Annotated in this window: 15 protein-coding genes, 1 tRNA gene and 1 pseudogene; 6 read left to right on the top strand and 11 right to left on the bottom strand. The window is 63.4% G+C overall.

Annotated features, from left to right (window positions below; genetic code table 11):
* Nucleotides 1-58 precede the first annotated feature (58 nt).
* Nucleotides 59-376, bottom strand: coding sequence for a zf-TFIIB domain-containing protein (locus JOD78_RS27065; protein ID WP_121045821.1), 318 nt, complete (start codon nt 374-376; stop codon nt 59-61).
* 176 nt (nt 377-552) lie between these two features.
* Between JOD78_RS27065 and nhaR the strand changes: the two genes are divergently transcribed.
* On the top strand, nt 553-1,494 hold the full coding sequence (gene nhaR / locus JOD78_RS27070; protein WP_134134399.1) for a transcriptional activator NhaR: 942 nt from the start codon (nt 553-555) through the stop codon (nt 1,492-1,494).
* A 368-nt stretch (nt 1,495-1,862) separates the two neighbouring features.
* On the opposite strand, the gene JOD78_RS27075 is transcribed toward nhaR, so the two are convergent.
* Nucleotides 1,863-2,726, bottom strand: coding sequence for a LysR substrate-binding domain-containing protein (locus JOD78_RS27075; protein ID WP_134134401.1), 864 nt, complete (start codon nt 2,724-2,726; stop codon nt 1,863-1,865).
* Between the two features lie 117 nt (nt 2,727-2,843).
* Here JOD78_RS27075 and JOD78_RS27080 point away from each other — a divergent pair, with 117 nt between their 5' ends.
* Nucleotides 2,844-4,067 (top strand): MFS transporter, encoded by a 1,224-nt coding sequence (locus tag JOD78_RS27080; protein WP_121045818.1) that lies wholly within the window; start codon nt 2,844-2,846, stop codon nt 4,065-4,067.
* A gap of 82 nt (nt 4,068-4,149) precedes the next feature.
* Here JOD78_RS27080 and JOD78_RS27085 read toward each other — a convergent pair whose 3' ends face one another.
* Nucleotides 4,150-5,652 carry an AMP nucleosidase gene (locus JOD78_RS27085; protein WP_121045817.1) on the bottom strand — a complete coding sequence of 501 codons (1,503 nt, stop codon included), beginning with the start codon at nt 5,650-5,652 and terminating at the stop codon, nt 4,150-4,152.
* Nucleotides 5,653-6,221: 569 nt separating this feature from the next.
* On the opposite strand from JOD78_RS27085, the gene JOD78_RS27090 reads away from it, so the two are divergent.
* The 4 genes from JOD78_RS27090 to JOD78_RS27105 all read left to right on the top strand — a co-directional run bounded on the left by JOD78_RS27090 (nt 6,222) and on the right by JOD78_RS27105 (nt 9,754).
* Nucleotides 6,222-7,289, top strand: a complete 1,068-nt coding sequence (locus tag JOD78_RS27090; RefSeq protein ID WP_034329596.1) for a type II asparaginase — start codon at nt 6,222-6,224, stop codon at nt 7,287-7,289.
* Nucleotides 7,290-7,454: 165 nt separating this feature from the next.
* Nucleotides 7,455-9,083, top strand: coding sequence for a glucan biosynthesis protein D (locus JOD78_RS27095; protein ID WP_209569225.1), 1,629 nt, complete (start codon nt 7,455-7,457; stop codon nt 9,081-9,083).
* An 82-nt stretch (nt 9,084-9,165) separates the two neighbouring features.
* Nucleotides 9,166-9,242 (top strand) — tRNA-Arg (locus tag JOD78_RS27100).
* Nucleotides 9,243-9,448: 206 nt separating this feature from the next.
* Nucleotides 9,449-9,754, top strand: coding sequence for a hypothetical protein (locus tag JOD78_RS27105; RefSeq protein ID WP_134134405.1), 306 nt, complete (start codon nt 9,449-9,451; stop codon nt 9,752-9,754).
* 1 nt (nt 9,755) lies between these two features.
* Here the strand turns inward: JOD78_RS27105 and JOD78_RS27110 are convergent, their stop codons facing one another.
* From JOD78_RS27110 to JOD78_RS27145, 8 genes and pseudogenes are all read right to left on the bottom strand, one after another.
* Nucleotides 9,756-10,400 (bottom strand): cytochrome b, encoded by a 645-nt coding sequence (locus JOD78_RS27110; protein WP_134134406.1) that lies wholly within the window; start codon nt 10,398-10,400, stop codon nt 9,756-9,758.
* Nucleotides 10,401-10,438: 38 nt separating this feature from the next.
* Entirely contained in the window at nt 10,439-11,047 is a 609-nt protein-coding gene (locus tag JOD78_RS27115) for an NAD(P)H-dependent oxidoreductase (protein ID WP_198516424.1), read from the bottom strand.
* A 66-nt stretch (nt 11,048-11,113) separates the two neighbouring features.
* The gene (locus JOD78_RS27120) at nt 11,114-12,130 is read right to left on the bottom strand and encodes a YCF48-related protein (protein ID WP_209569227.1); all 1,017 of its coding nucleotides are present in this window, start codon (nt 12,128-12,130) and stop codon (nt 11,114-11,116) included.
* Between the two features lie 19 nt (nt 12,131-12,149).
* On the bottom strand, nt 12,150-14,519 hold the full coding sequence (locus JOD78_RS27125; RefSeq protein WP_121045812.1) for an efflux RND transporter permease subunit: 2,370 nt from the start codon (nt 14,517-14,519) through the stop codon (nt 12,150-12,152).
* A 76-nt stretch (nt 14,520-14,595) separates the two neighbouring features.
* Nucleotides 14,596-16,335 carry a DUF1302 domain-containing protein gene (locus tag JOD78_RS27130; RefSeq protein WP_209569229.1) on the bottom strand — a complete coding sequence of 580 codons (1,740 nt, stop codon included), beginning with the start codon at nt 16,333-16,335 and terminating at the stop codon, nt 14,596-14,598.
* Between the two features lie 44 nt (nt 16,336-16,379).
* A pseudogene (locus tag JOD78_RS27135) lies at nt 16,380-17,745 on the bottom strand (DUF1329 domain-containing protein).
* A 91-nt stretch (nt 17,746-17,836) separates the two neighbouring features.
* The gene (locus tag JOD78_RS27140; protein WP_121045809.1) at nt 17,837-19,207 is read right to left on the bottom strand and encodes an aspartate aminotransferase family protein; all 1,371 of its coding nucleotides are present in this window, start codon (nt 19,205-19,207) and stop codon (nt 17,837-17,839) included.
* 4 nt (nt 19,208-19,211) lie between these two features.
* Entirely contained in the window at nt 19,212-19,481 is a 270-nt protein-coding gene (locus JOD78_RS27145; protein WP_134040421.1) for a hypothetical protein, read from the bottom strand.
* Between the last annotated feature and the right edge of the window lie 2 nt (nt 19,482-19,483).

Here is a 19,483-nt window from a genome sequence, read left to right on the forward strand (position 1 = left end):
CTCTCTTCTTGTTCACCCGCCGGCGGCGGGCTCGGTTATCGGTTTTGGGAAAAAATCTTCAATCGAAGTCGAAGATTTCACCCAGGAAGCCTTTTTTCTTGCGCTTGTATTCATATCCATGGCCACTGCGACCATAGCGGGCATCGTACCCGCCCTGCGGGGGCATCGGTGGCGTGTGCGGCGCAGGCGGCATGTGCGTCCGCGCTGCCTGTACCGGAGCAGGGGCGCTCACCTGGCTGGCGGCCGAGCGTTCGATGAGCTTGTCCAGCTCGCCGCGATCCAGCCACACACCCCGACATTGGGGGCAATAATCGATCTCGATGCCCTGACGTTCCGAGATCAGCAGGTTGTGCACTGTACAAACGGGACATTTCATCAGGCTTCTCCTTCATTCAGCGTTGGCAACGATACCCGGCACGGCGACAACTCCCCACCGCACCTGACAAGGCGCTACTGTAGGCCAAACCAGACTGAATGAAAATTCGAATATTTTGAGATAATACTTCGGAAAAACCGAAGTATTGCAATCGCCCCGCAACCAGGAAGCAGCCCATGGCCAGCCTCAACTACAAGCATCTCCACTATTTCTGGACGGTCGCCAAGACCGGCGGCGTGGCGCGCGCCAGCGAGCGGCTGCACCTGACCGCGCAGACCATCAGTGGCCAGATCAGCCTGTTCGAGGAATCCCTGGGCTACAAGCTCTTCAAGCGCGTGGGCCGGCGGTTGGAACTCAATGATGAAGGCCGCATGGTGTTCGATTACGCCGAACGCATCTTCAGCCTCGGCGAGGAGCTGGAAGAAGCCCTGCGCCTGCGCCCCGGTGGACGCACGCTGCAACTGCGCGTGGGCGTGGCCGATGCCGTGCCCAAGGCGATTGCCTACCTGCTGCTGGAAAGCGCACTGGCGATGCAGGACCCGATCCGCATCATTTGCCGCGAAGGCAAGCTGGACGTACTGCTGGCCGACCTGGCCATCCACAAGCTGGACATCATCATCGCCGACAGCCCGATGCCGCCCAATGTGGACGTGCGCGGCTACCACCACCTGCTGGGCGAATGCGATACCAGCTTCTTTGCCACGCCCGAACTGGCCAGGCGCTATCGCAAGGGCTTTCCGCAGAGCCTCGATGCCGCGCCCTTCCTGATGCCAGGGGAAGATGCGGCGGTGCGTCCGCGCCTGCTGCGCTGGTTCGAGAAGGAAGGCATCCGCCCACAGATCACGGGAGAATTTGACGATGGGGCCCTGCTGCTGGCCTTCGGCGACGCCGGCGCGGGCATCTTTGCGGCCCCCACGGCGATTGCCGGGCAGATCCGCAAGCAATATGGACTGGTGGAGATCGGCAAGACCGACGCCATCCGCGAGCAGTTCTATGCGATCTCGGTCGAACGCAGGCTGAGCCATCCCGCCGTGCTGGCGATCCAGACGGCGGCGCGTGGCAACCTCATCGTGGGCAGCACGCCACCCCGGCCCGACGGCAAGACCGGGACCCGGTGATGAGACCGGCGGACACAAACATGCAGGATGCGGAAAAAAACGAAAATATATGCACCTTGGTACATATCCCTTGCACACATGTGGCAAACTGACTCGTCATACCAGTGCAGTCGTAAATGACGGGAAATGCAGGGCTAAAAATGGGATGAAAAAACGCGGTACAAAAGAAAAACCCCACGGCCCTTGCGAGTCGTGGGGTAAATCCCATTCTCGGGGGGGAGAATGGAGGGGGAACTTCAATATAGGGAAATAGCCGAGCTGTCGCAGCCGTTTTTACAAATGGTTACACCCTCTTCATATGCTGCAACCGCAAACATATTTGTGGCGTGGAGGTTCATATCAAAACAATCCGGTATGAATCCAATATATCAAAGACTTGCCACAAGTAAAGAACGCAAGGCCAGCAGTGAAGCCGAGCTGCGTTCCCGCCGGCTGATCAGGAAGGTGGTCACGCGGCCATCGCGGCCCAGCGAATGGGTGGCAAATCCGTGCGGTTCCATCTGCATCGCGATCACCGAACGCGGCACCACCGCCACCCCGGCACCTGCCGCCACGCAGGCCAGGATGGCGTGATAGGAGGCCAGTTCCAGCGTGCGTACCGGCACCCCGCCCTTGCCTTGGCCGGCGAACCAGCTTTCTGCATGGCGGCGGTAGGCGCAGCCCTGCTCGAAGACGATCAGGGTATCCAGCATCACATCCTCGGGCGAGCGCACCCGGCGATGGCTGCGCGGCGTCACCAGCAGCAGTTCTTCCTTGTACAGCGGTGTCGCGGACAGGGCGGCATCCTCGATGGGCCCGGCCACCAGCGCAGCATCCAGCTTGCCGGCGCGCACCCCGGCGATCAGTACGTCGGTCGGCCCGGTCGACAGTTCCAGCCGCACTTCGGGCCAGCGCTGGTGGAATTCGGCCAAGGGTGCCGGCAAGCGGCTGGCGGCGGCGCTTTCCATGGAGCCGATGCGCAGGCGGCCACGCGGATTCTGCGGCGACACCACCTCGCGCGCCTCCTGCACCAGGTCGAGGATGCGCTCGGCGTAATCCAGCAGGGCTTCGCCCGAGGCGGTCAGCACCAGCCGCTTGCGGTCGCGCACGAACAGCGGCACGCCGATGGATTGCTCCAGCTGCTTGATGCGCGTGGTGACATTGGACTGCACCCGGTTGAGCCGCTCGGCGGCGCGGGTCACGCCGCCTTCGGCGACGACGGTGCGGAAGATTTCCAGTTCGGCCAGTTCCATGGCTGCTCCAGTGGATGTTCTCGAATCAAGATGAAGTCATCCCGATTATTCATTTTTTGGAATGACTGAAAGACGATAGCATAGACCCCTGTTCACCTCACGCCTTTGCGCTTGCCCATGACCCAGCCCGCCGCCTCACACCCCAGCGCCTCCCTTCACGCGCTGGCCTGGAAAGTCTGCCTGTCCGGCATGGTGGCCCTGTCGGTGGCGATGGGCATCGGCCGTTTCGCCTTCACGCCGCTGCTGCCGATGATGCTGCATGAAGGCAGCCTATCGCTGCAGATGGGCGGCTGGCTGGCCACCGCCAATTACCTGGGCTACTTCGCCGGTGCCATGCTGTGCGCCTTCCATCGCAGCAAGCGCGGCGTGGCCATGCTGCGCGCCGGGCTGGTGGTGACCATCCTGCTCACGCTGGGCATGGGCGTGCTGCATCAGGACTGGATCTGGCTGTGGATGCGCTTTCTCTCGGGCGTGGCCAGCGCCTATGTGTTCGTCTATACCGCCGGCTGGTGCCTGCAGCAGCTGACGCAGCTGGGCCGTCCGGAACTGGGCGGCGTGATCTTCTGTGGTCCCGGCCTGGGCATCGCGCTGACCGGCCTGCTCTCGGGCCCCATGATCGCGGCCGGCTGGCTGGCCGCCGGTGGCTGGATCCTCTTCGGTGTCATCGCGCTCGGGCTCACGGCGCTGGTGTGGAAGTCGTTCAGCTTCGATGCCGGGCGCGGTCTCAACGTGCATCCGCATGACAGCAATGCAGCACAGGCTCCGGTCCCGGAATCGGCGAGCCGGAAGCGGGAAGTGATGATCCAGGTGATTGCCTACGGCATCGCCGGATTCGGATACATCATCACCGCCACCTTCCTGCCGGTGATCGCGCGCCAGGCGCTGCCGGGCTCGGTGTGGCCGGATTACTTCTGGCCCATCTTCGGCTTGTCGGTGGCGGCCGGGGCCTTCAGCGCCACGCGGCTGTCGGTGCAGGGCGACCAGCGCCTGCTGCTGACCGGGGCTTACCTGATGCAGGCGGCGGGAGTGCTGGTGTCGATCCTGTTCCCCACTGCACCCGGCTTTGCGTTGAGCTGTCTGCTGCTCGGTCTGCCCTTTACCGCCATTACCCTGTTCGGCATGCGCGAAGCACGCCGCCTGCGGCGCGAACAGGCCAGCAGCCTGATGGCCCTGATGACCGCCGCCTACGGCATCGGCCAGATCGCCGGCCCGCCGCTGGCCACCGCCCTGGTGCACGGCAGCGGCTCCTTCACGCCCTCACTGTGCGTGGCGGCGGTGACGCTGCTCATCGGTGCGGGACTCTACTATCGACTCACGATCACGCATCGCCTGCCGCGCTGATCCGCTCTTCGACGCATCATGAAAAACGCCCGCGACATCGACTGTCTCGGGCGTTCGTCCTTGCAGCCACCAGCAATGTAGATCAGCGGAAGGCCGGCTCCGCGAAGCTGCGCAGCTTGCGGCTGTGCACCTGCTCGATGCCATTGTTGCGCAACAGCTCCAGCGCGCGAATGCCGATCTGCAAGTGCTGCGCCACGCGCTGCTCGTAGAAGGTATTGGCCATGCCGGGCAGCTTGATCTCACCGTGCAGCGGCTTGTCCGAGACACACAGCAGCGTGCCGTAGGGAACCCGGAAGCGGAAACCGTTGGCCGCCACCGTCGCGCTTTCCATATCCAGCGCGATGGCGCGGCTCTGCGAGAAGCGCAGCAGCGGCATGCGATGGTCGCGCAGTTCCCAGTTGCGGTCATCGACCGAGGCCACGGTGCCGGTACGCATGATGCGCTTCAACTCATAGCCATCGAGCTGGGTGATGCTGGCCACCGCATCCTGCAAGGCCAGCTGCACTTCAGCCAGTGCCGGGATCGGCACCCACAGCGGCAGGTCATCATCGAGCACGTGATCGTCCCGCACATAGGCGTGTGCCAGCACGTAATCGCCCATGCGCTGCGAGGCCGACAAGCCGGCGCAGTGGCCCAGCATCAGCCAGCCGTGCGGACGCAAGACGGCCACGTGATCGGTCACCGTCTTCGCATTGGACGGACCCACGCCGATATTGACCAGGGTGATGCCGCTACCATCGGCGCGCTGCAGGTGATAGGCCGGCATCTGCGGCTGCCGTGCTGGTGCCACACCGGAAACTGGCCTGGTCTCTGTACCGGTCTGGTTGGCACTCCAGGTGGTGACATTACCGGGCTCGACGAAGGCAGTGTACTGGCGGCGATAGGCCAGTTCATCCGGATCATCGGTCGGCTCCATCAGGCGCCGGCCCAGGCGCACGAATTCATCGACGTAGAAAGCGTAGTTGGTGAAGAGCACGTAGCGCTGGAACTGGTCCGGCGAGGTCGCCGTGTAATGGCGCAGGCGATGCAGCGAGTAATCGATGCGCGGCCCGGTGAACAGCGCCAGCGGATGCGGCCCTTCGCGCCAGGCACCGTTGTCCACTTCATAGGTGCCGTTGGCGATGCGGTCATCCATGGTCGCCAGGTCGGGCAGGTCGAAGTAATCGGGCAGCGTGCGCAGGTGTTCCGGGTCCAGGCTGCCTTCCACGTGTATGCCTTCGGGGAAGGCGAAGTGCACCGGGATCGGCAGCTCGCTCACGCCCACTTCCAGCGGCACCTCATGGTTCTGCAGCACCAGCTTGAATTGCGCCAGCAGGTATTGATGGAACAGCTTGGGACGCGTGAGCGTGGTCTCGTAGCAGCCGGGACCGGCCACGAACCCGAAGGACTGGCGGGTATCGGTATGGGTGGATTTTTCGGTGGTGATGCGCACGAAGGGATAGCAGGCACGCACCCGCTGCGGCATCCCTTCGCCGCTGGAGAACTGGCGGAAGGCATCGCGCAGGATGGCCGTGTTGTGTTCGTAGATCTCCAGCACGCGCGCATAGGCGGCTTCGGGGTTGGTGAATTTTTCTGTGGCAAACATCGTGGTTCTCCATCATTGCCGCGCGCCGCACCGGTGTGACAGCCAATGCGCTGGGGCGGCGCGGCCGGTTGGACCGGTCATTCATCGAAAGAACTTGTGCGCGGCACCATCTTACCTGAGAGCGCTGCTTTCCACGCAGCTGCGCCATGCCGCGATCAAGCAGGACAATGCCGCGCTTGTCAGGCTTTGCTGCACTCTGATTCGGTGATATCTTCCGAGTTCTTCGGCGCGATTTACTTATTTTTTCAAGCGCGCCCTACCTTCCCGTCAGCCCTGCACCGGCACACCCCGGCCACCTGCGTCAGCGCGCTGTCAGTTGCGGGTCTTTTTTCCCTTTTCGATCACCCCAACCGGTCCAAAACGCACCAAACGTGCGTGCACCCCCGTCGCAAAGGCCCGTCCCATGCGGCTTTCTCACCCGATAAAAAAACCTTTGATTGCCAGGCGCGCCGGTGCTATCGTGTCGGCGCTTTTGGCGGGATGAGATCGCGCGGCAAGACGTGAGACATCTTCGCAAGGCTACCAATAAAACTAAGAAAATCCATTCAACCACTCGTTCAGAGGCAAACATGTTCATCAGAAAAATCTTCCAGCAGATGCTGGTCCTGCTCTGCCTGGCCGCGGCCGCAGCCGCACAAGCACAAAACCTGCCCAACGTGGTCATCCTGGCCACCGGCGGCACCATCGCCGGTACCGGCGCCACCAGCACCACCACTGTCGGCTACACCGCCGCCAAGGTCGGCGTGGATGCGCTGATCGCCGCCGTTCCCGAACTCAAGAAGGTCGCCAACGTGCGCGGCGAGCAGGTCATGCAGATCGCCAGCGAGAACATGAACAACGACGCCTGGCTGAAGCTGGCCAAGCGCGTCAACACCCTGCTGGCGCAGAGTGACGTCGATGGCATCGTCATCACCCACGGCACCGATACCATCGAAGAAACCGCCTACTTCCTGGACCTGGTGGTCAAGAGCAAGAAGCCGGTGGTGATCGTGGGCGCGATGCGTCCCTCCACCGCCATCAGCGCTGACGGCCCGATCAACCTGTACAACGCCGTGCTGCTGGCCGGCTCCAAGGAAGCCGTCGGCAAGGGCGTGCTGGTGACCCTGAACGACCAGATCAATGCTGGCCGTGAAGTGACCAAGACCAACACCTCCACCATGGACACCTTCAAGACGCCGGAACTGGGCTTCCTGGGCTACATCCAGGGCAGCAAGCCGTACTTCTATCGCCAGTCCACCCGCAAGAACACGGCCGACACCCCGTTCGACATCATGAACCTGGACAAGCTGCCGCAAGTGGACATCGTCTATGGCTACGCCAACATGAACCCGATCGCCCTGAACGCCTTCGTGGCCGCAGGCGCGCAAGGCATCATCCACGCCGGCGTGGGTGACGGCAGCCTGAACAACACCGTCGTACCGTCGCTGACCGAGGCCCGCAAGAAGGGCGTCGTGATCGTGCGTTCCAGCCGCGTCGGCCAGGGCATCGTGGCGCGCAACGGCGAAGCTGACGATGACAAGCTGGACTTCGTGGTCTCCGATACGCTGAACCCGCAGAAGGCGCGCATCCTGCTGATGCTGGCCCTGACCAAGACCACCGACAGCAAGGAAATCCAGAAGATGTTCTGGGAGTACTGATCCTGCCGGTCCGGCGACCCTGTCCGCCGGACCCAGCATCAATCAATCCTCAGTCCGAAAGCCCGCTGCCCGTGCAGCGGGCTTTTTTTACGCAGGAACCAAGCACGGCAGGCTTCACTCTGTAGAGTTCGTCTTGCCCCGGACCGCTTCACAGGAGAACATCGCATGCCCAGCCGCCGTCAATTCCTCGCCGCCGCCAGTGCCGCTTCGGCATTGGCCGCCCTCGGCCTCTCGCCGCGTGCGCTGGCGGCGCAGGGCTTGCGCCTGGGCCGTGCGCAGCCGTTTTCCTTCGACAGCCTGATAACGCGCGCCCGCGACATGGCCCGCACGCCCTACCAGGCCCCGCCGGCCGTGCCGGCCGAGGTGCTGGACAAGATCGACTACGAAGCCCACGGCAAGATCCGCTTCAAGACTGCCGATGCGCTCTTCGCCCAGGGGCCCGGCGCGTATCCGGTGACCTTCTTCCACCTCGGCAAGTTCTTCCGTGTACCGGTACGGATGTTCATCCTTGCTGGCCAGGGCGATGGCACTGTACCGGTACAGTCGCGCGAAGTGTCTTACCGCGATGACTATTTCGACATGCCCGCCGACAGCCCCGCCCATCAGCTTCCGGCAGGCAGCGGCTTCGCCGGTTTCCGCTTCCAGGAAAGCCGCCTGGCCGACCAGAAGGAGAAGGACTGGCATACCAATGACTGGGTGGCCTTCCTCGGTGCCTCCTATTTCCGCGCCATCGGCGACCTGTACCAGTACGGCCTGTCGGCGCGCGGCATCGCCATCGATGTGGCCCAGGCCGACCGGCCTGAAGAATTTCCCGACTTCACGCAATTCTTCTTCGAACCCTCCGCCCCGGGCAGCGATACGGTGGTGGTGTATGCCCTGCTCGATGGGCCCAGCATCACGGGTGCCTATCGCTTCGCCATGCAGCGCAAGCTGGGCGGCGGCGTGCACATGGAGATCGACAAGTCGCTGTTCCTGCGGCGCGACGTGGCGCGCCTGGGCCTGGCCCCGGCCACCTCGATGTACTGGTTCTCGGAAACGGTGAAGGGCACCGGCGCGGACTGGCGGCCGGAGGTGCATGACTCGGACGGACTGGCGATCTGGAACGGCGCAGGCGAACATCTCTGGCGTCCGCTCAACAATCCGCCGCGCACCATGTCGTCGGCCTTCAGCGACCAGCACCTGCGCGGCTTTGGCCTGCTGCAGCGCGACCGCGATTTCGATCACTACCTCGACGGCGTGCATTACGAACGCCGCCCCAGCCTGTGGGTAGAACCGGTGGGCGACTGGGGCGAAGGCGAAGTGCAATTGATCGAGCTGCGCACCGATGACGAGATCCACGACAACATCGTCGCCATGTGGGTGCCCAAGGCCCCGGCGCGCGCGGGCAACGCCTATCGCATGCGCTACCGGCTCTACTGGCAGCAGGACGAACCCTTCCCTTCCCCGCTGGCACGCTGCGTGGCCACGCGCCTGGGACGTGGCGGCCAGCCGGGCCAGCCGAGGCCGCCGCAGGTGCGCAAGTTCATGGTGGAGTTCAAGGGAGAAGCGCTGGCGGGGCTGCCTTTCGGCGTGAAGCCGGAAGCGGTCATCACGGCTTCGCGCGGCAGCATTTCCTATGTCTATACCGAAGCGCTGCCCAACGGCGTGCCCGGCCACTGGCGCGCGCAGTTCGATCTCACGGCCAGCGGCGAGGAACCGGTCGAGCTGCGCCTGTTCCTGCGCCATCAGGGCCAGGCATTGAGCGAGACCTGGCTGTTCCAGTACCATCCGTTTGCCGCGCGGGAAGTCTATTGAAATGCGGCGAAATAGTTTTTTTGAAGGGCTGCGAAAAAATGTTTGTACTTTTTTGAAAAGCTCCTTATAATCTCGTTCTTTCGCGGCTGTAGCTCAGCTGGATAGAGTACTTGGCTACGAACCAAGGGGTCGTGGGTTCGATTCCTGCCAGCCGCACCATATGTAGTAGAAAAAGGGTCCATCGCAAGATGGGCCCTTTTTTGTTTTCTGCTGCCGCCAGCATGGCGCAGCTCATCCACAGAATCCAAGGCTGGCCGACGCACGGTTGCGCCATCGTCCGACAGGCCCCCGCAGCCCGGCTGGGGATAATCAAGGCTCCCCGAATCTGATTCCATCGATTTCCCTCGATGCCCACAGGAGCCGCAATGAAAAAGATGTCCTTCCTCATGCTGGCCGCCGGTTCGCTGGCCATGCTGGCCGCTGCCAAACCGGTACTGCGCCGCTATAAAGATCTCAACCGCCGCCGTGCCGGCACCGCGCCCGCCGACACCGCCTCAGGCCAACCGTCCATCATCGGTGAAGAAGACATGCAGCCCGTCGCCCAGGAAAGCAGCATGGTGGCTGACGGCACGCAGCACCATGAGCCCGCCGGCGCGCCGCCCGTCCAGGCCGCAGCGGTGGCCGCCCCGCCGCGCAAGGATGGCGACTTCGCGCCGCCGGTCGGCGCCTGACTCAGCGCCGCTCGCCCTCGTCCTTGCCGCCCCATGAGGCCGGCAGCATGCGCAACAGCGTGGCATCCTTGCGCACGCGGTGATGGAAGAGAGCCGCCGCGATGTGCAGGAGCACCACCACCCACACCACCCAGTCCCCCAGGAATTTGTGGATGGCGAAAATGGGCGTCTCCACCTGCTCGGCCGTAAGCTGCCAGGTCGTGGCGATCCAGTGGAACAAGGCCGTCTCGCGGAATGCCGGAATGATGAAGAGACCGAAATTGGTCGGATCATAAGTGTTCAGGTAGCCCGTGAGCGGCATCACGATCATGAACAGGTACAGCGCCCAGTGCGCCAGTTTGGCCAGCAGATGTTCCAGCGCACTGCCCGGCACCGGTGACGGCTCGACATTGATCCAGCGCCAGATCAGGCGCGGGATCACCAGCACCCCGATGCTCACGCCCAGCACCCAGTGGATGTTGAGAATGGGGATGACCAGTTCACCATTCGGTTCGATACCGAACAGCGCAGGCTTGATGCTGGTCTCGGGGTCGATGAACCAGATCACGTAATACACCACGATATAGGCCAGAATGAAGGCCACCGCCATGGTCCAGTGGAAGCATTTGGCGACCGCGCCGAAGCGCTCCGCAGTATTTTTCAGCATGAATTTTCCTGCCAGAAGAAAAAAGGTGCGTCAGTGTATTACACGCGCAAAAAGGCTATGCGTGCTGAAGCATCCGCCAGCGCCTGCGCTTTTTCGCTCTCACCCATGGCCACGCCTTCAGCACGGACCACGGTGACGTCGACGATGCCAAGGAAGCCCAGCAGATCCTGCAGATAGCGCTCCTGGTGATCCAGCGCCGCTTCCGGCGTGCCCTCCGCATACTGGCCGCCGCGTACCGAGGCGATATAGGCGCGGCGTCCCTTGAGCAGCCCTTCCGGACCGGCCTCGCCATAGGCGAAGGTAGTCCCTGCCACTGCCACCCTGTCGATCCAGGCCTTCAGTGATGACGGCAGCGAGAAGTTGTACATCGGCGCGCCGATCACCAGCAGATCCGCCTGCAGCAGTTCATCCAGGCAGGCCTGTCCCAATGCCAGGTCCGCCTGCAGGGCAGGATCGCTGACCTCCGCGCCATTGAAGGCCGCCAGGTGCTGCGGCGACAGATGCGCAGGCGCGACGGCGGCGAGGTCGCGATAGACCACTTCCAGTGCCGGATGCAGCACGCGCAGGCGCGCCACGATTTGCGCCGAGAGCTGGCGGCTTACGGAATGTTCACCCAAGATGCTGGCATCCAGATGCAGGAGTTTCATGGTCATGGATTCCTCATATTCTATAAATCATTTATTCCATTTACGAAAAAAACGGGGCGGTGATGCTCAGGGCTTGGCCGCACCGGGCTCCACCGGCTTGAGGACGCCTTCCTTGGAGAACGGCAGGACCTGCCCCAGCCGGTTCACCAGCAGCGTCGTGATGGCCTGCGGAGCAGTCGCGACGACCTGCCAGCTGAGGCCGTCATCGCGGCTCTGCAGCAGCTTGCCCTCCAGCGAAGAGGCCGTCAGCACACCCGGCGTTGCCTGCAGCGCCGTGATGGATCCGCTGGTGGGCAAGGCCACGGCCTGCCACGTCGCCCCCTCATCGGTACTGCGCAAGAGCTTGCCGCCCAGTCCCGCCACGATCAGCGTGCCCGAGGGCCGGGCCACCGCCCCGCTCCACAGCGAGGCCTTGCTGCCGGTACTCTGCAATTCCCAATGCTGGCCACCATCGCGTGACCGGAACAGCGTGCCCTGCTCCGCCGCCAGGTAAAGCGCATCGCCCTGCCCTGCGAAGAGATGCAGCAAATTCAGGTCGCTGCGCTTGCTGCCCGCAGCCACCGGCAAATGCAGCGGTGTCCAGGTCTTGCCGCCATCCTCGGTCTGCAGCAGCAGCGACCACAATCCGGCGGCCCAGCCATGGAGACGATCACGGAAGTAGACCGTGAACAGCGGCTGGTCGACCTCGGTGGCGCTGCGCTGCACCTGCCAGGTCTCGCCACCGTCGGCGGTGTGGATCACCACGCCGCCATGGCCGGCCGCCCAGCCCTCCTTGTCATCCACGAAGCTGACTGCCGTCAGCGTGAAATCCACCGGCACCTGGCGCGCCTGACGCCAGTGCTGCCCGCCATCATCGGACAGGATCACATTGCCGCGCGCACCCACCGCCACCACGCGCTCACCGGCCAGCGTCGCCGCCAGCATCATGGCGCGTTCGGCATGGGCATCGGCCACGGCGGCACGCAGCGGCACCGGCGCCATGCCCTGCGCGTGACCACTGCCGGCCGCCAGTACAGACCACGCCAGCAGCGTCACGCACAGCCATCCCCTGACTGACTTGCTCACATCCATTCTCCCTTGCATCGCATTCTCTCCTGCGCCCTCAGTGGCTCATCATGCTGTTGACCTTGATCTTGCCCTTGCGCGGGAACAGCCGTTCCAGCACCACCGCAAAGGCCGGCAAAGCGGTCATGGCCATGATCAGATTGACGATGAACATGAAGGCCAGCAGCTTGCCCATGTCGGCCTGGAATTTGAGCTGCGAGAAGGACCAGGTGGCCACGCCGATGGCCAGCGTGATGGCCGTGAAGATGGTGGCCACGCCGATTTCCTGTATCGATTTCTCCAGCGCCACCTCAATCGCCTCGCCCGCCGCCAGGTGCATCTGCAGGCGGCTGTAGATGTAGAAGGCATAGTCCACGCCGATGCCCACGGCCAGCACCATCACCGGCAAGGTCGCCACCGTCAGGCCGATCTGCAGCTGCTTCATGAAGGCATAGCCGATGAAGGTGGCCACCGTCAGCGGCAGGCAGCACGCCACCACGGCACGCAGGTCGCGATACACCGCAAACACCAGCACCACGATGGCGGCATAGACGTAGAGCATCATCGGCAGCTCCGATTTTTCCACCTCCTCATTGACGGCGGCGATCACCCCGGCATTGCCTGCGGCCAGGCGGATGCTCAGCCCCGGCAGCGGATGCGCGCTGCGGTACTGCTTGACGGCCGCGATCACGCCATTGATGGTGGAAGCCTTGTGATCGGTCAGGTAGAGATGCGTGGCCAGCATGCTGCAATCCTTGGAGAGGAAGCCGCGCACCCGCCCGATCTCCACCGCCAGTGCGGCATAGTTGGCCGGATCCAGCGGCACCGAATACATCGCCGGATTGCCCTCGTTGTAACCTTCGTTATAGATCTTCATCTGCTGCGCGAAGGAGCTCACCGACATCACCCCCGGCACCTGCGCCATGGCAGCATCGAACTGGTCCTGGTAGCGTCCGAAGGCGACCTGGTCACAGGAATTTTCGGGAGTGGCCAGGATCACCGAGAGCCAGTCCAGTCCCGTGTCGTAGTTCTCCGCAATCGCCTTGGCATCCAGGTTGTAGCGCGAGTCGGCCCGCAGCTCGGGGGCCCCGGCCTGCAGGGTACCGACCAGGCGGTCGCTGCTGTACCACACCGAGGCCGCAAAGAGCAGCAGCGTGACCAGCACGATTCCCCTGGCATTGCGCGGATGGGCCGCACGCGCAAACACCTGCAGCCAGCGCGCACGCTTCTGCTGTGCCCGCATGGCGGCATCGGCATAGGCCTTGTCGACCTTGAGCAGGGAGGCCGCCAGCGGCAGCATGACCAGGTTGGTGATGATCTTGTAGCCCACGCCGATGGAAGCGGTGATGGCCAGCTCCTTGACCATGGGAATCGGAATGAGCGTGAGCGTGATGAAGGAGACGAAGGCCGTCACCAGCGCCAGCACGCCCGGCACCAGGAGGCCACGGAAGCTGGCGCGCGCCGCCTCGTCGCACCCCATGCCGGCCGCGATGCCGCGCACGATGTAGTTGATCTGCTGCACCCCGTGCGAGACGCCGATGGCAAACACCAGGAACGGCACCAGCACCGCCAGCGGGTCCAGTCCGTAGCCCAGCAGGTGCAAGGTCCCGAACTGCCACACCAGCGATACCAGCGAACAGACGATGGGCAGCAGCGTGAACGGCAGCGAGCGGCAATACCAGTACACCGCCAGTGCAGTCAGCAGCAAAGCCATCACGCAGAACTTGAGCACGCCCTGCGCGCCATCGGCAACATCGCCGATCTGCTTGGCGAAGCCGATGATCTGCACTTCGAAGTCGGCATTCTCGTACTTGGCGCGCAAGTCGTTGAGCAGCTTGTTGTAGGCGAGATAGTCGACCTTCTTGCCATTGGCATCGAACTCGTTGATCTCGGCGATGATCATCGCGCTGTCCTGGCTGCGCGAGACCAGCGTACCCACGAAGCCGCCATTGTTGGCGCTGTCGCGGATACCGGCGATCACCTCCGGCGTCAGGTTGTCAGGGGTGACGGTACCGGCGATGACCGGGTCGGCGCGGAACCCTTCCTCGGTGATTTCATTGACGAAGGTATTGGGCGTCCACAGCGACTGCACCCCCAGCCGGTTGATGTTGGGCAGGAACATGACGGCCTGGGTCATGGCGTTCAGGCGCGTGAGACCGTCCCTGGTCCAGATGCTGCCGTGCCGGGCGCGCAGCACGATGTTGAGGCGATTGGCACCGAACAGTTCATCGCGGTATTGGTGCAGCGTGGCCACGTATTCGTGGTCCGAAGGGATCTGCTTCTCGAAGCCTGCATCCATGCGCAGCTGCAGCGAGAACACGGCCATCAGCGCCGTGAAGCCCAGCAGTGCCAGCAGGATGGGCAGGCGCGCTCGAAAGGCCAGCGCCTCCAGGCGCGCCAGGCTGAGAAAGCCGTTGAGAAAACGCATAGTGATCTGAATCCAGCAGGCAAGACACGGTACGACCGGAACGGACTACGCCCGCCAGGGCGCAGTCCGACCGGGATCAGAAGTTGTAGGTCGCGGTGGCCCCGACGAAATTGCGGCCGCGCAGCGGCTGGTCGAAGATGGTGTCGCCGCCCCAGAACATGGCGTAGTTGAGCGAGAACTGCCACTTGGCCGGATTCTGGATGAAGCTGACGATGAAGTTGGCCGACTTCGCGCCCTGCATGAAGGTGCCCGCAAAGTTGGGCGTGCGTCCATGCAAGGCCTGGAAGTAGAAGATCTCCGGTACCACCTGCCAGCCCGGTATGAGCGAACCGTCATACACCCAGCTGAAGTCCAGGTTGTAGCCATACGAGAGCGCCGTGCCTACGCTGGGCGGCGACCCGGCGCCGGTGGCAATGGCATTGGCGGTGGTGTCGTAACCCCAGCCCCAGTTGCCGGCCGCGACGGGAATGCCCTGGTAGGACTTCTTCATGTTGGGATAGTAGATGCCCACGGCCTCGGCCATCAGGGTGGCGGTATCGGCCCCGCCCAGCATCTTGAGGATGGTGGGATTGTCGCTCGGGGTCATGCTCAACAGGCCCGTGACCGCCAGCTGGTACTTGGCTGTCTCGACGTAGCAGTTGCCGTTGGCCAGGCAGCCGCTGCCATTGGTGGTCGGGCTGTTGCCGGCGGTGGAGGTATTGAGCGTGATCGGATCCTTGGGACGGTAAGACAATTCGGTGCCCACTGCCCAGTTGCCGACCGGGAAGTTCATGCTGGCACCGATCATCTTGCGGTCCTGCAGATAGGAGTAGCCGAAGCCCGAAACCGAACTGGTGGAGGTCGACATCACCGGCGACTTGTCGTGGTAGTTCATCAGGTACAGCCCGAAATTCATCTCGGTGTCCTTGGGGCTGTAGCGCAGCGCCACGCCGTACTGGCCGCTGGAACGCGGCGTACTGGTGGTGGGCACGCCCAGCTCGGTGGCACCGTTGCCGATGGTGCCGATGGACCAGTAGCTGCCCACCGGCGGGAAGTAGTTGCGCTGCCAGCCTTGCTGCACATAAGTCTCGACGCTCAGGCCATGGCCCAGTCCGGTGGCGAAGTTCACCATCGGGGCCGGCAGCACCGCTTCCTTCATCTGCGTGCCCGGTTGCGACAGGCGCATCAGGTCCAGCGCGTTGGTCTGGTTGATGCCTCCGGGGATGAACAGGCTCTCGCCCCAGTTCACCACCTGGTTACCAACACGCAGGCGGCCGCGCTGCTCGCCGATGGAGAATTCCTTGCTCACCCACAGATCCAGCAGGCGCGTCTTTTTGCGCACCTGGCTGGCCGCATTGCCGGGGAAGGAACTGCCGCCGCCCCCGCTGACGTAGCCGGTGGCGCTGTCGGCTGCAAAGTCGCGCAGCCAGCTGACGCGGCCGAGGAATTTCACGTCCGAAGGCAACTTGAGCATCAGCTCATGGGTGCCTTTGATGTAGGTGGTGAAAGCGCTGCCACGGTCGTAGTTCAGGTTGCCCTGGTCGTTGTATTGCGAGAGCGAATCGGCACAGCCATCCGGTGCGCCCGCACCGGTCGGCCCCGAGGGCTGGCCGCCGTTGACCGAACCGATGATGCCGGCACAGACCGGCTTGCTGGCGCGGATCCCGACGCCCACCGTGACGGTGGAGTCAAAGTTGCCCGAGACCGATTCCCCCTCGAAGGTAAAGGCCTGGGCACTGCCCGTGTAGAGACAGGCGCCCATCAGCGGTACGACGATGGGCAACATCCGTGGCAGCGCCGAACCTGCACGCCGCGTCTTGCGCATTGGCTTCTTCATGGTTTTCCCTTCCCCGTCAAAGTCTTGTCAGAGTGGCGTAGCGCTCAGCGGTCGCTGATGGCACGCAGGTTGTCGGCGCTGTAGAAACTGTCGCGCAGACGCGGGTTGTCCTTGACCTCGGTCTCCCAGCGGATGTCCTTGCCGGTGCCGGCCGAGTGCGAATCCATCAGGTAGCGGCCTTCGGCCAGGTTGTACTGGGCGAAGCCGGCGAGATTGCAGGCACCGGTTTCATAGACCGGAATGATGTAACCCTCGCGGTGCTTCCACAGCTTGTTCTGGGCGTCGTAGTCGTCGGAGAGCACCAGATTCCAGCTGTCTTCATCGACATAGAAGGTCCGCTTGGGGGCCAGGTGGCGCACGCCCGGCTTGACGGTGGCTTCCACCACCCAGACCCGGTGCAGCTCGTAGCGGCGCGCATTCTCGGCCACGAAATCAGGCTTGGCGATGTCGTCGAAATTGGCCTTGAAGTTGTTGGCCCCGAAGCTGTTGTAAGCGACGTAGATTTCCTTCTTGCCGACCAGCTTCCAGTCGAAGCGGTCCATGGTGCCGTTGAAGACGGTCGGCTCATCCATGGTGTACTGGTTTTCCATGCCGATCTGCGGCGCATCGTAGGCATAGGACGGCATGCGGCGCACGCGGCGCTGGCCGGGGAAGTAGTAGAAGGTCTCCGCGCCCGGACGATTGAGATAGGTCGCCACCGTCAGCGCCTGCCCGGCCAGTGCGGTCGGCGAGGCATAAGCAACGTAGGTGTAGAACTCGACCCCGCCCAGCGTGGACAGCTTGGTGCTGCCCTTGACGCTGGAGGGATAGAACAGCGTCAGTTGCTGGCTGGCCTTGATCCACTCATTGCTGCCCTTGCGCGGCGAGACGGCGGTGATGGTGTTGGGGAAGTCCACGCCCACGCCGCGATAGCGCATCTTGCTGTTGTACATCACCTCCAGGCCGGTCTTGGGCAGCGGGAAGGGAATGCCGGGCACGTTGGCTTCGGCCAGGCTCCAGCCGTCGGCACCGATCTTGCCGTCGGCCACATTCTTCCTGGTGTTCTCGACCACGAAGTCGGGCGCGGCACAGTAGCGGTGGGTGGGATAGATATCCATCTTGTAGCCCTTGACCTGCTTGATCAGGGCCACCTGTCCCGGCGTAAGGTGATCGGCGTACTTGTCCACGTTGGAGGCGTCGATGACCTCGGTGGGCTTTTCATCCTTGTACTTGAAATAGTCCTTGCGCAGCTTGCCGTAGGACCAGCCGGGCAATTCCACGTTTTTCCGCCTTCCATTCCGGGACGCCCTGGCCGGCGGCCTTGTCGCCGCCCAGCGGGGTCAGGGTGGTGCCCAGATCTTGCACCGAGGCCGCGTGCGCCAGCGTCGCGCCCATTGCCAGCAGGGACAAACCGAGGATCGTTCTCTTCATGACCACTTTCTCCAATTGACTCAAACCTGTTGCGATTGATGAGGAATCAGGCAGGCGGCCGGGATGCGTCCCGGCCACCGGGTTGTCCCGTTCAGAGGGAGGCCAGGCCGGCGCCGAAGATGTCCAGTCCCTTGAACAGCAGCGAACGCGGAATGGTCAACGAAGGCATCACGCGCATGACGTTGGTGTAGCGGCCACACGGAATCATCAGCACGCCATGGCCGACCACGTAGTCCATGAGCTTGCCCAGCTTCTCGCGCGAGAGCGGCTCGCGGGTCTCGCGGTTCTCGACCAGCTCGATGCCGATCATCAGGCCGCGTCCGCGCACCTCGCCGATCCAGGGGCTGTTGAAACTGCGGATACGTTCCTGCGCTTCCAGGCCCAGGGCATGGGCGCGGTTGACCAGGTCCAGGCGCGGGTCTTGCAGGATGCTGATGTTGGTCAGCGCCACCGCTGCCGAGATCGAATTGGCGGCGAAGGTATTGGGCTGCGAACCATCAGGGATCTTGGCCGCGAGATCGGAACGCATCACCAGGCCGGCCATCGGCATGTCGCCGCCGATGCCCTTGCCGAAGGTCAGCATGTCGGGCTTCACGCCCGAATGTTCCACTGCCCACATCTTGCCGGTGCGGCCGGCACCGGCCTGCACTTCATCGACGATCAGCAGCGCGCCGCTGCGGTCGCAGGCCTTGCGCAGGATCTGCAGGAACTCCGGCGACGGCGGCACATAGCCGCCCTCGCCCTGCACCGGTTCGACGATCACGGCCGCCACGTCATCGGCGGCGGTGTAGGGGGTGTTGAGCAGGTAATCGACATATTCACCGGCGATCTGCTCGGCGCTCTTGTTGCTGGTGTCGAAGGGGAAACGGTAGGCGTAGGGATACGGTGCGTGGATCACGCCGCCCATGAAGGGACCGAAGCCCTTGCGGTAGGCGGTGCCGGTGGTGAGCGCATTGGACGCATTCCAGATGCCGTGATAGCCGCCGTGGAAGGCGATGATCTGGTGGCGGCCGGTGACGCGCTTGGCGAACTTCACGGCGGCTTCCAGCGCATCGCTGCCGCCCTGGGTGAAGAAGGTGATGCAGTCGCCGCGCAGGCCCTCGGGCATGATCTCCGAAATCTTGGCGGCCAGCTCGGTACGCTTGGAGCTGTTGACTTCCATCGAGTGCATCAGCGATCCGGATTGCTCACGGATCGCTTCGACCACGCGCGGATTGCAGCGCCCGACGCTGCTCACGCCGACGCCGGCGGAGAGGTCGATGAAGGTATTGCCGTCCGGGTCCTTGAAGGTCACGCCGAAGGCCTGGTCCATGGCGATGGGCATGCGGCCGCCGCCACGTGCCATCGACTCGGTGCGTGCCGACAGTTCCAGCGCCGCTGCCGTCTTGGGGCCGGGATAGGTGGACGACACCATCTTGGGAGCGTCAGCAAAGTTGAGCGACTCCAGTTCTGCTTCAATCATAAACTTACCTTTCAAGACCGTTTTCAAGAGAGTGTTCGCTGCGCAGCGGCAAGCGAAGGACCGGGAACAGCGCCGCCCGCAACGCCTTGCTGGCGAGCTTGCGGCATGACACGATTAAAACCCTTGCACCGGGCAAGCCATTAGCCCAAATGAGCAAGTCATCGCGCAGCGTGATGCGGGGACGGAAATAATTTGCACAGGCGCGCTCCCGCCTTGCGGGAGGCTGACGGACGACTGACGAACGAATGAAAAAAATGGCGGCCGAAGCCGCCATCA

Origin of the sequence: Herbaspirillum sp. 1130 (genome assembly GCF_017833835.1) — a bacterium.
GTDB classification, from domain to species: domain Bacteria; phylum Pseudomonadota; class Gammaproteobacteria; order Burkholderiales; family Burkholderiaceae_D; genus Herbaspirillum; species Herbaspirillum huttiense.

Bases quoted from the DNA above. Each gene is read 5' to 3' on its own strand.
- JOD78_RS27115 (WP_198516424.1), bottom strand. From the start codon at position 11,047: ATGAAACTCCTGCATCTGGATGCCAGCATCTTGGGTGAACATTCCGTA.
- JOD78_RS27090 (WP_034329596.1), top strand. From the start codon at position 6,222: ATGTTCATCAGAAAAATCTTCCAGCAGATGCTGGTCCTGCTCTGCCTG.
- JOD78_RS27140 (WP_121045809.1), bottom strand. From the start codon at position 19,207: ATGATTGAAGCAGAACTGGAGTCGCTCAACTTTGCTGACGCTCCCAAG.
- JOD78_RS27080 (WP_121045818.1), top strand. From the start codon at position 2,844: ATGACCCAGCCCGCCGCCTCACACCCCAGCGCCTCCCTTCACGCGCTG.
- JOD78_RS27065 (WP_121045821.1), bottom strand. From the start codon at position 376: ATGAAATGTCCCGTTTGTACAGTGCACAACCTGCTGATCTCGGAACGT.
- JOD78_RS27130 (WP_209569229.1), bottom strand. From the start codon at position 16,335: ATGAAGAAGCCAATGCGCAAGACGCGGCGTGCAGGTTCGGCGCTGCCA.
- JOD78_RS27110 (WP_134134406.1), bottom strand. From the start codon at position 10,400: ATGCTGAAAAATACTGCGGAGCGCTTCGGCGCGGTCGCCAAATGCTTC.
- JOD78_RS27125 (WP_121045812.1), bottom strand. From the start codon at position 14,519: ATGCGTTTTCTCAACGGCTTTCTCAGCCTGGCGCGCCTGGAGGCGCTG.
- JOD78_RS27075 (WP_134134401.1), bottom strand. From the start codon at position 2,726: ATGGAACTGGCCGAACTGGAAATCTTCCGCACCGTCGTCGCCGAAGGC.
- nhaR (WP_134134399.1), top strand. From the start codon at position 553: ATGGCCAGCCTCAACTACAAGCATCTCCACTATTTCTGGACGGTCGCC.
- JOD78_RS27120 (WP_209569227.1), bottom strand. From the start codon at position 12,130: ATGCAAGGGAGAATGGATGTGAGCAAGTCAGTCAGGGGATGGCTGTGC.
- JOD78_RS27085 (WP_121045817.1), bottom strand. From the start codon at position 5,652: ATGTTTGCCACAGAAAAATTCACCAACCCCGAAGCCGCCTATGCGCGC.
- JOD78_RS27095 (WP_209569225.1), top strand. From the start codon at position 7,455: ATGCCCAGCCGCCGTCAATTCCTCGCCGCCGCCAGTGCCGCTTCGGCA.
- JOD78_RS27105 (WP_134134405.1), top strand. From the start codon at position 9,449: ATGAAAAAGATGTCCTTCCTCATGCTGGCCGCCGGTTCGCTGGCCATG.
- JOD78_RS27145 (WP_134040421.1), bottom strand. From the start codon at position 19,481: ATGGCGGCTTCGGCCGCCATTTTTTTCATTCGTTCGTCAGTCGTCCGT.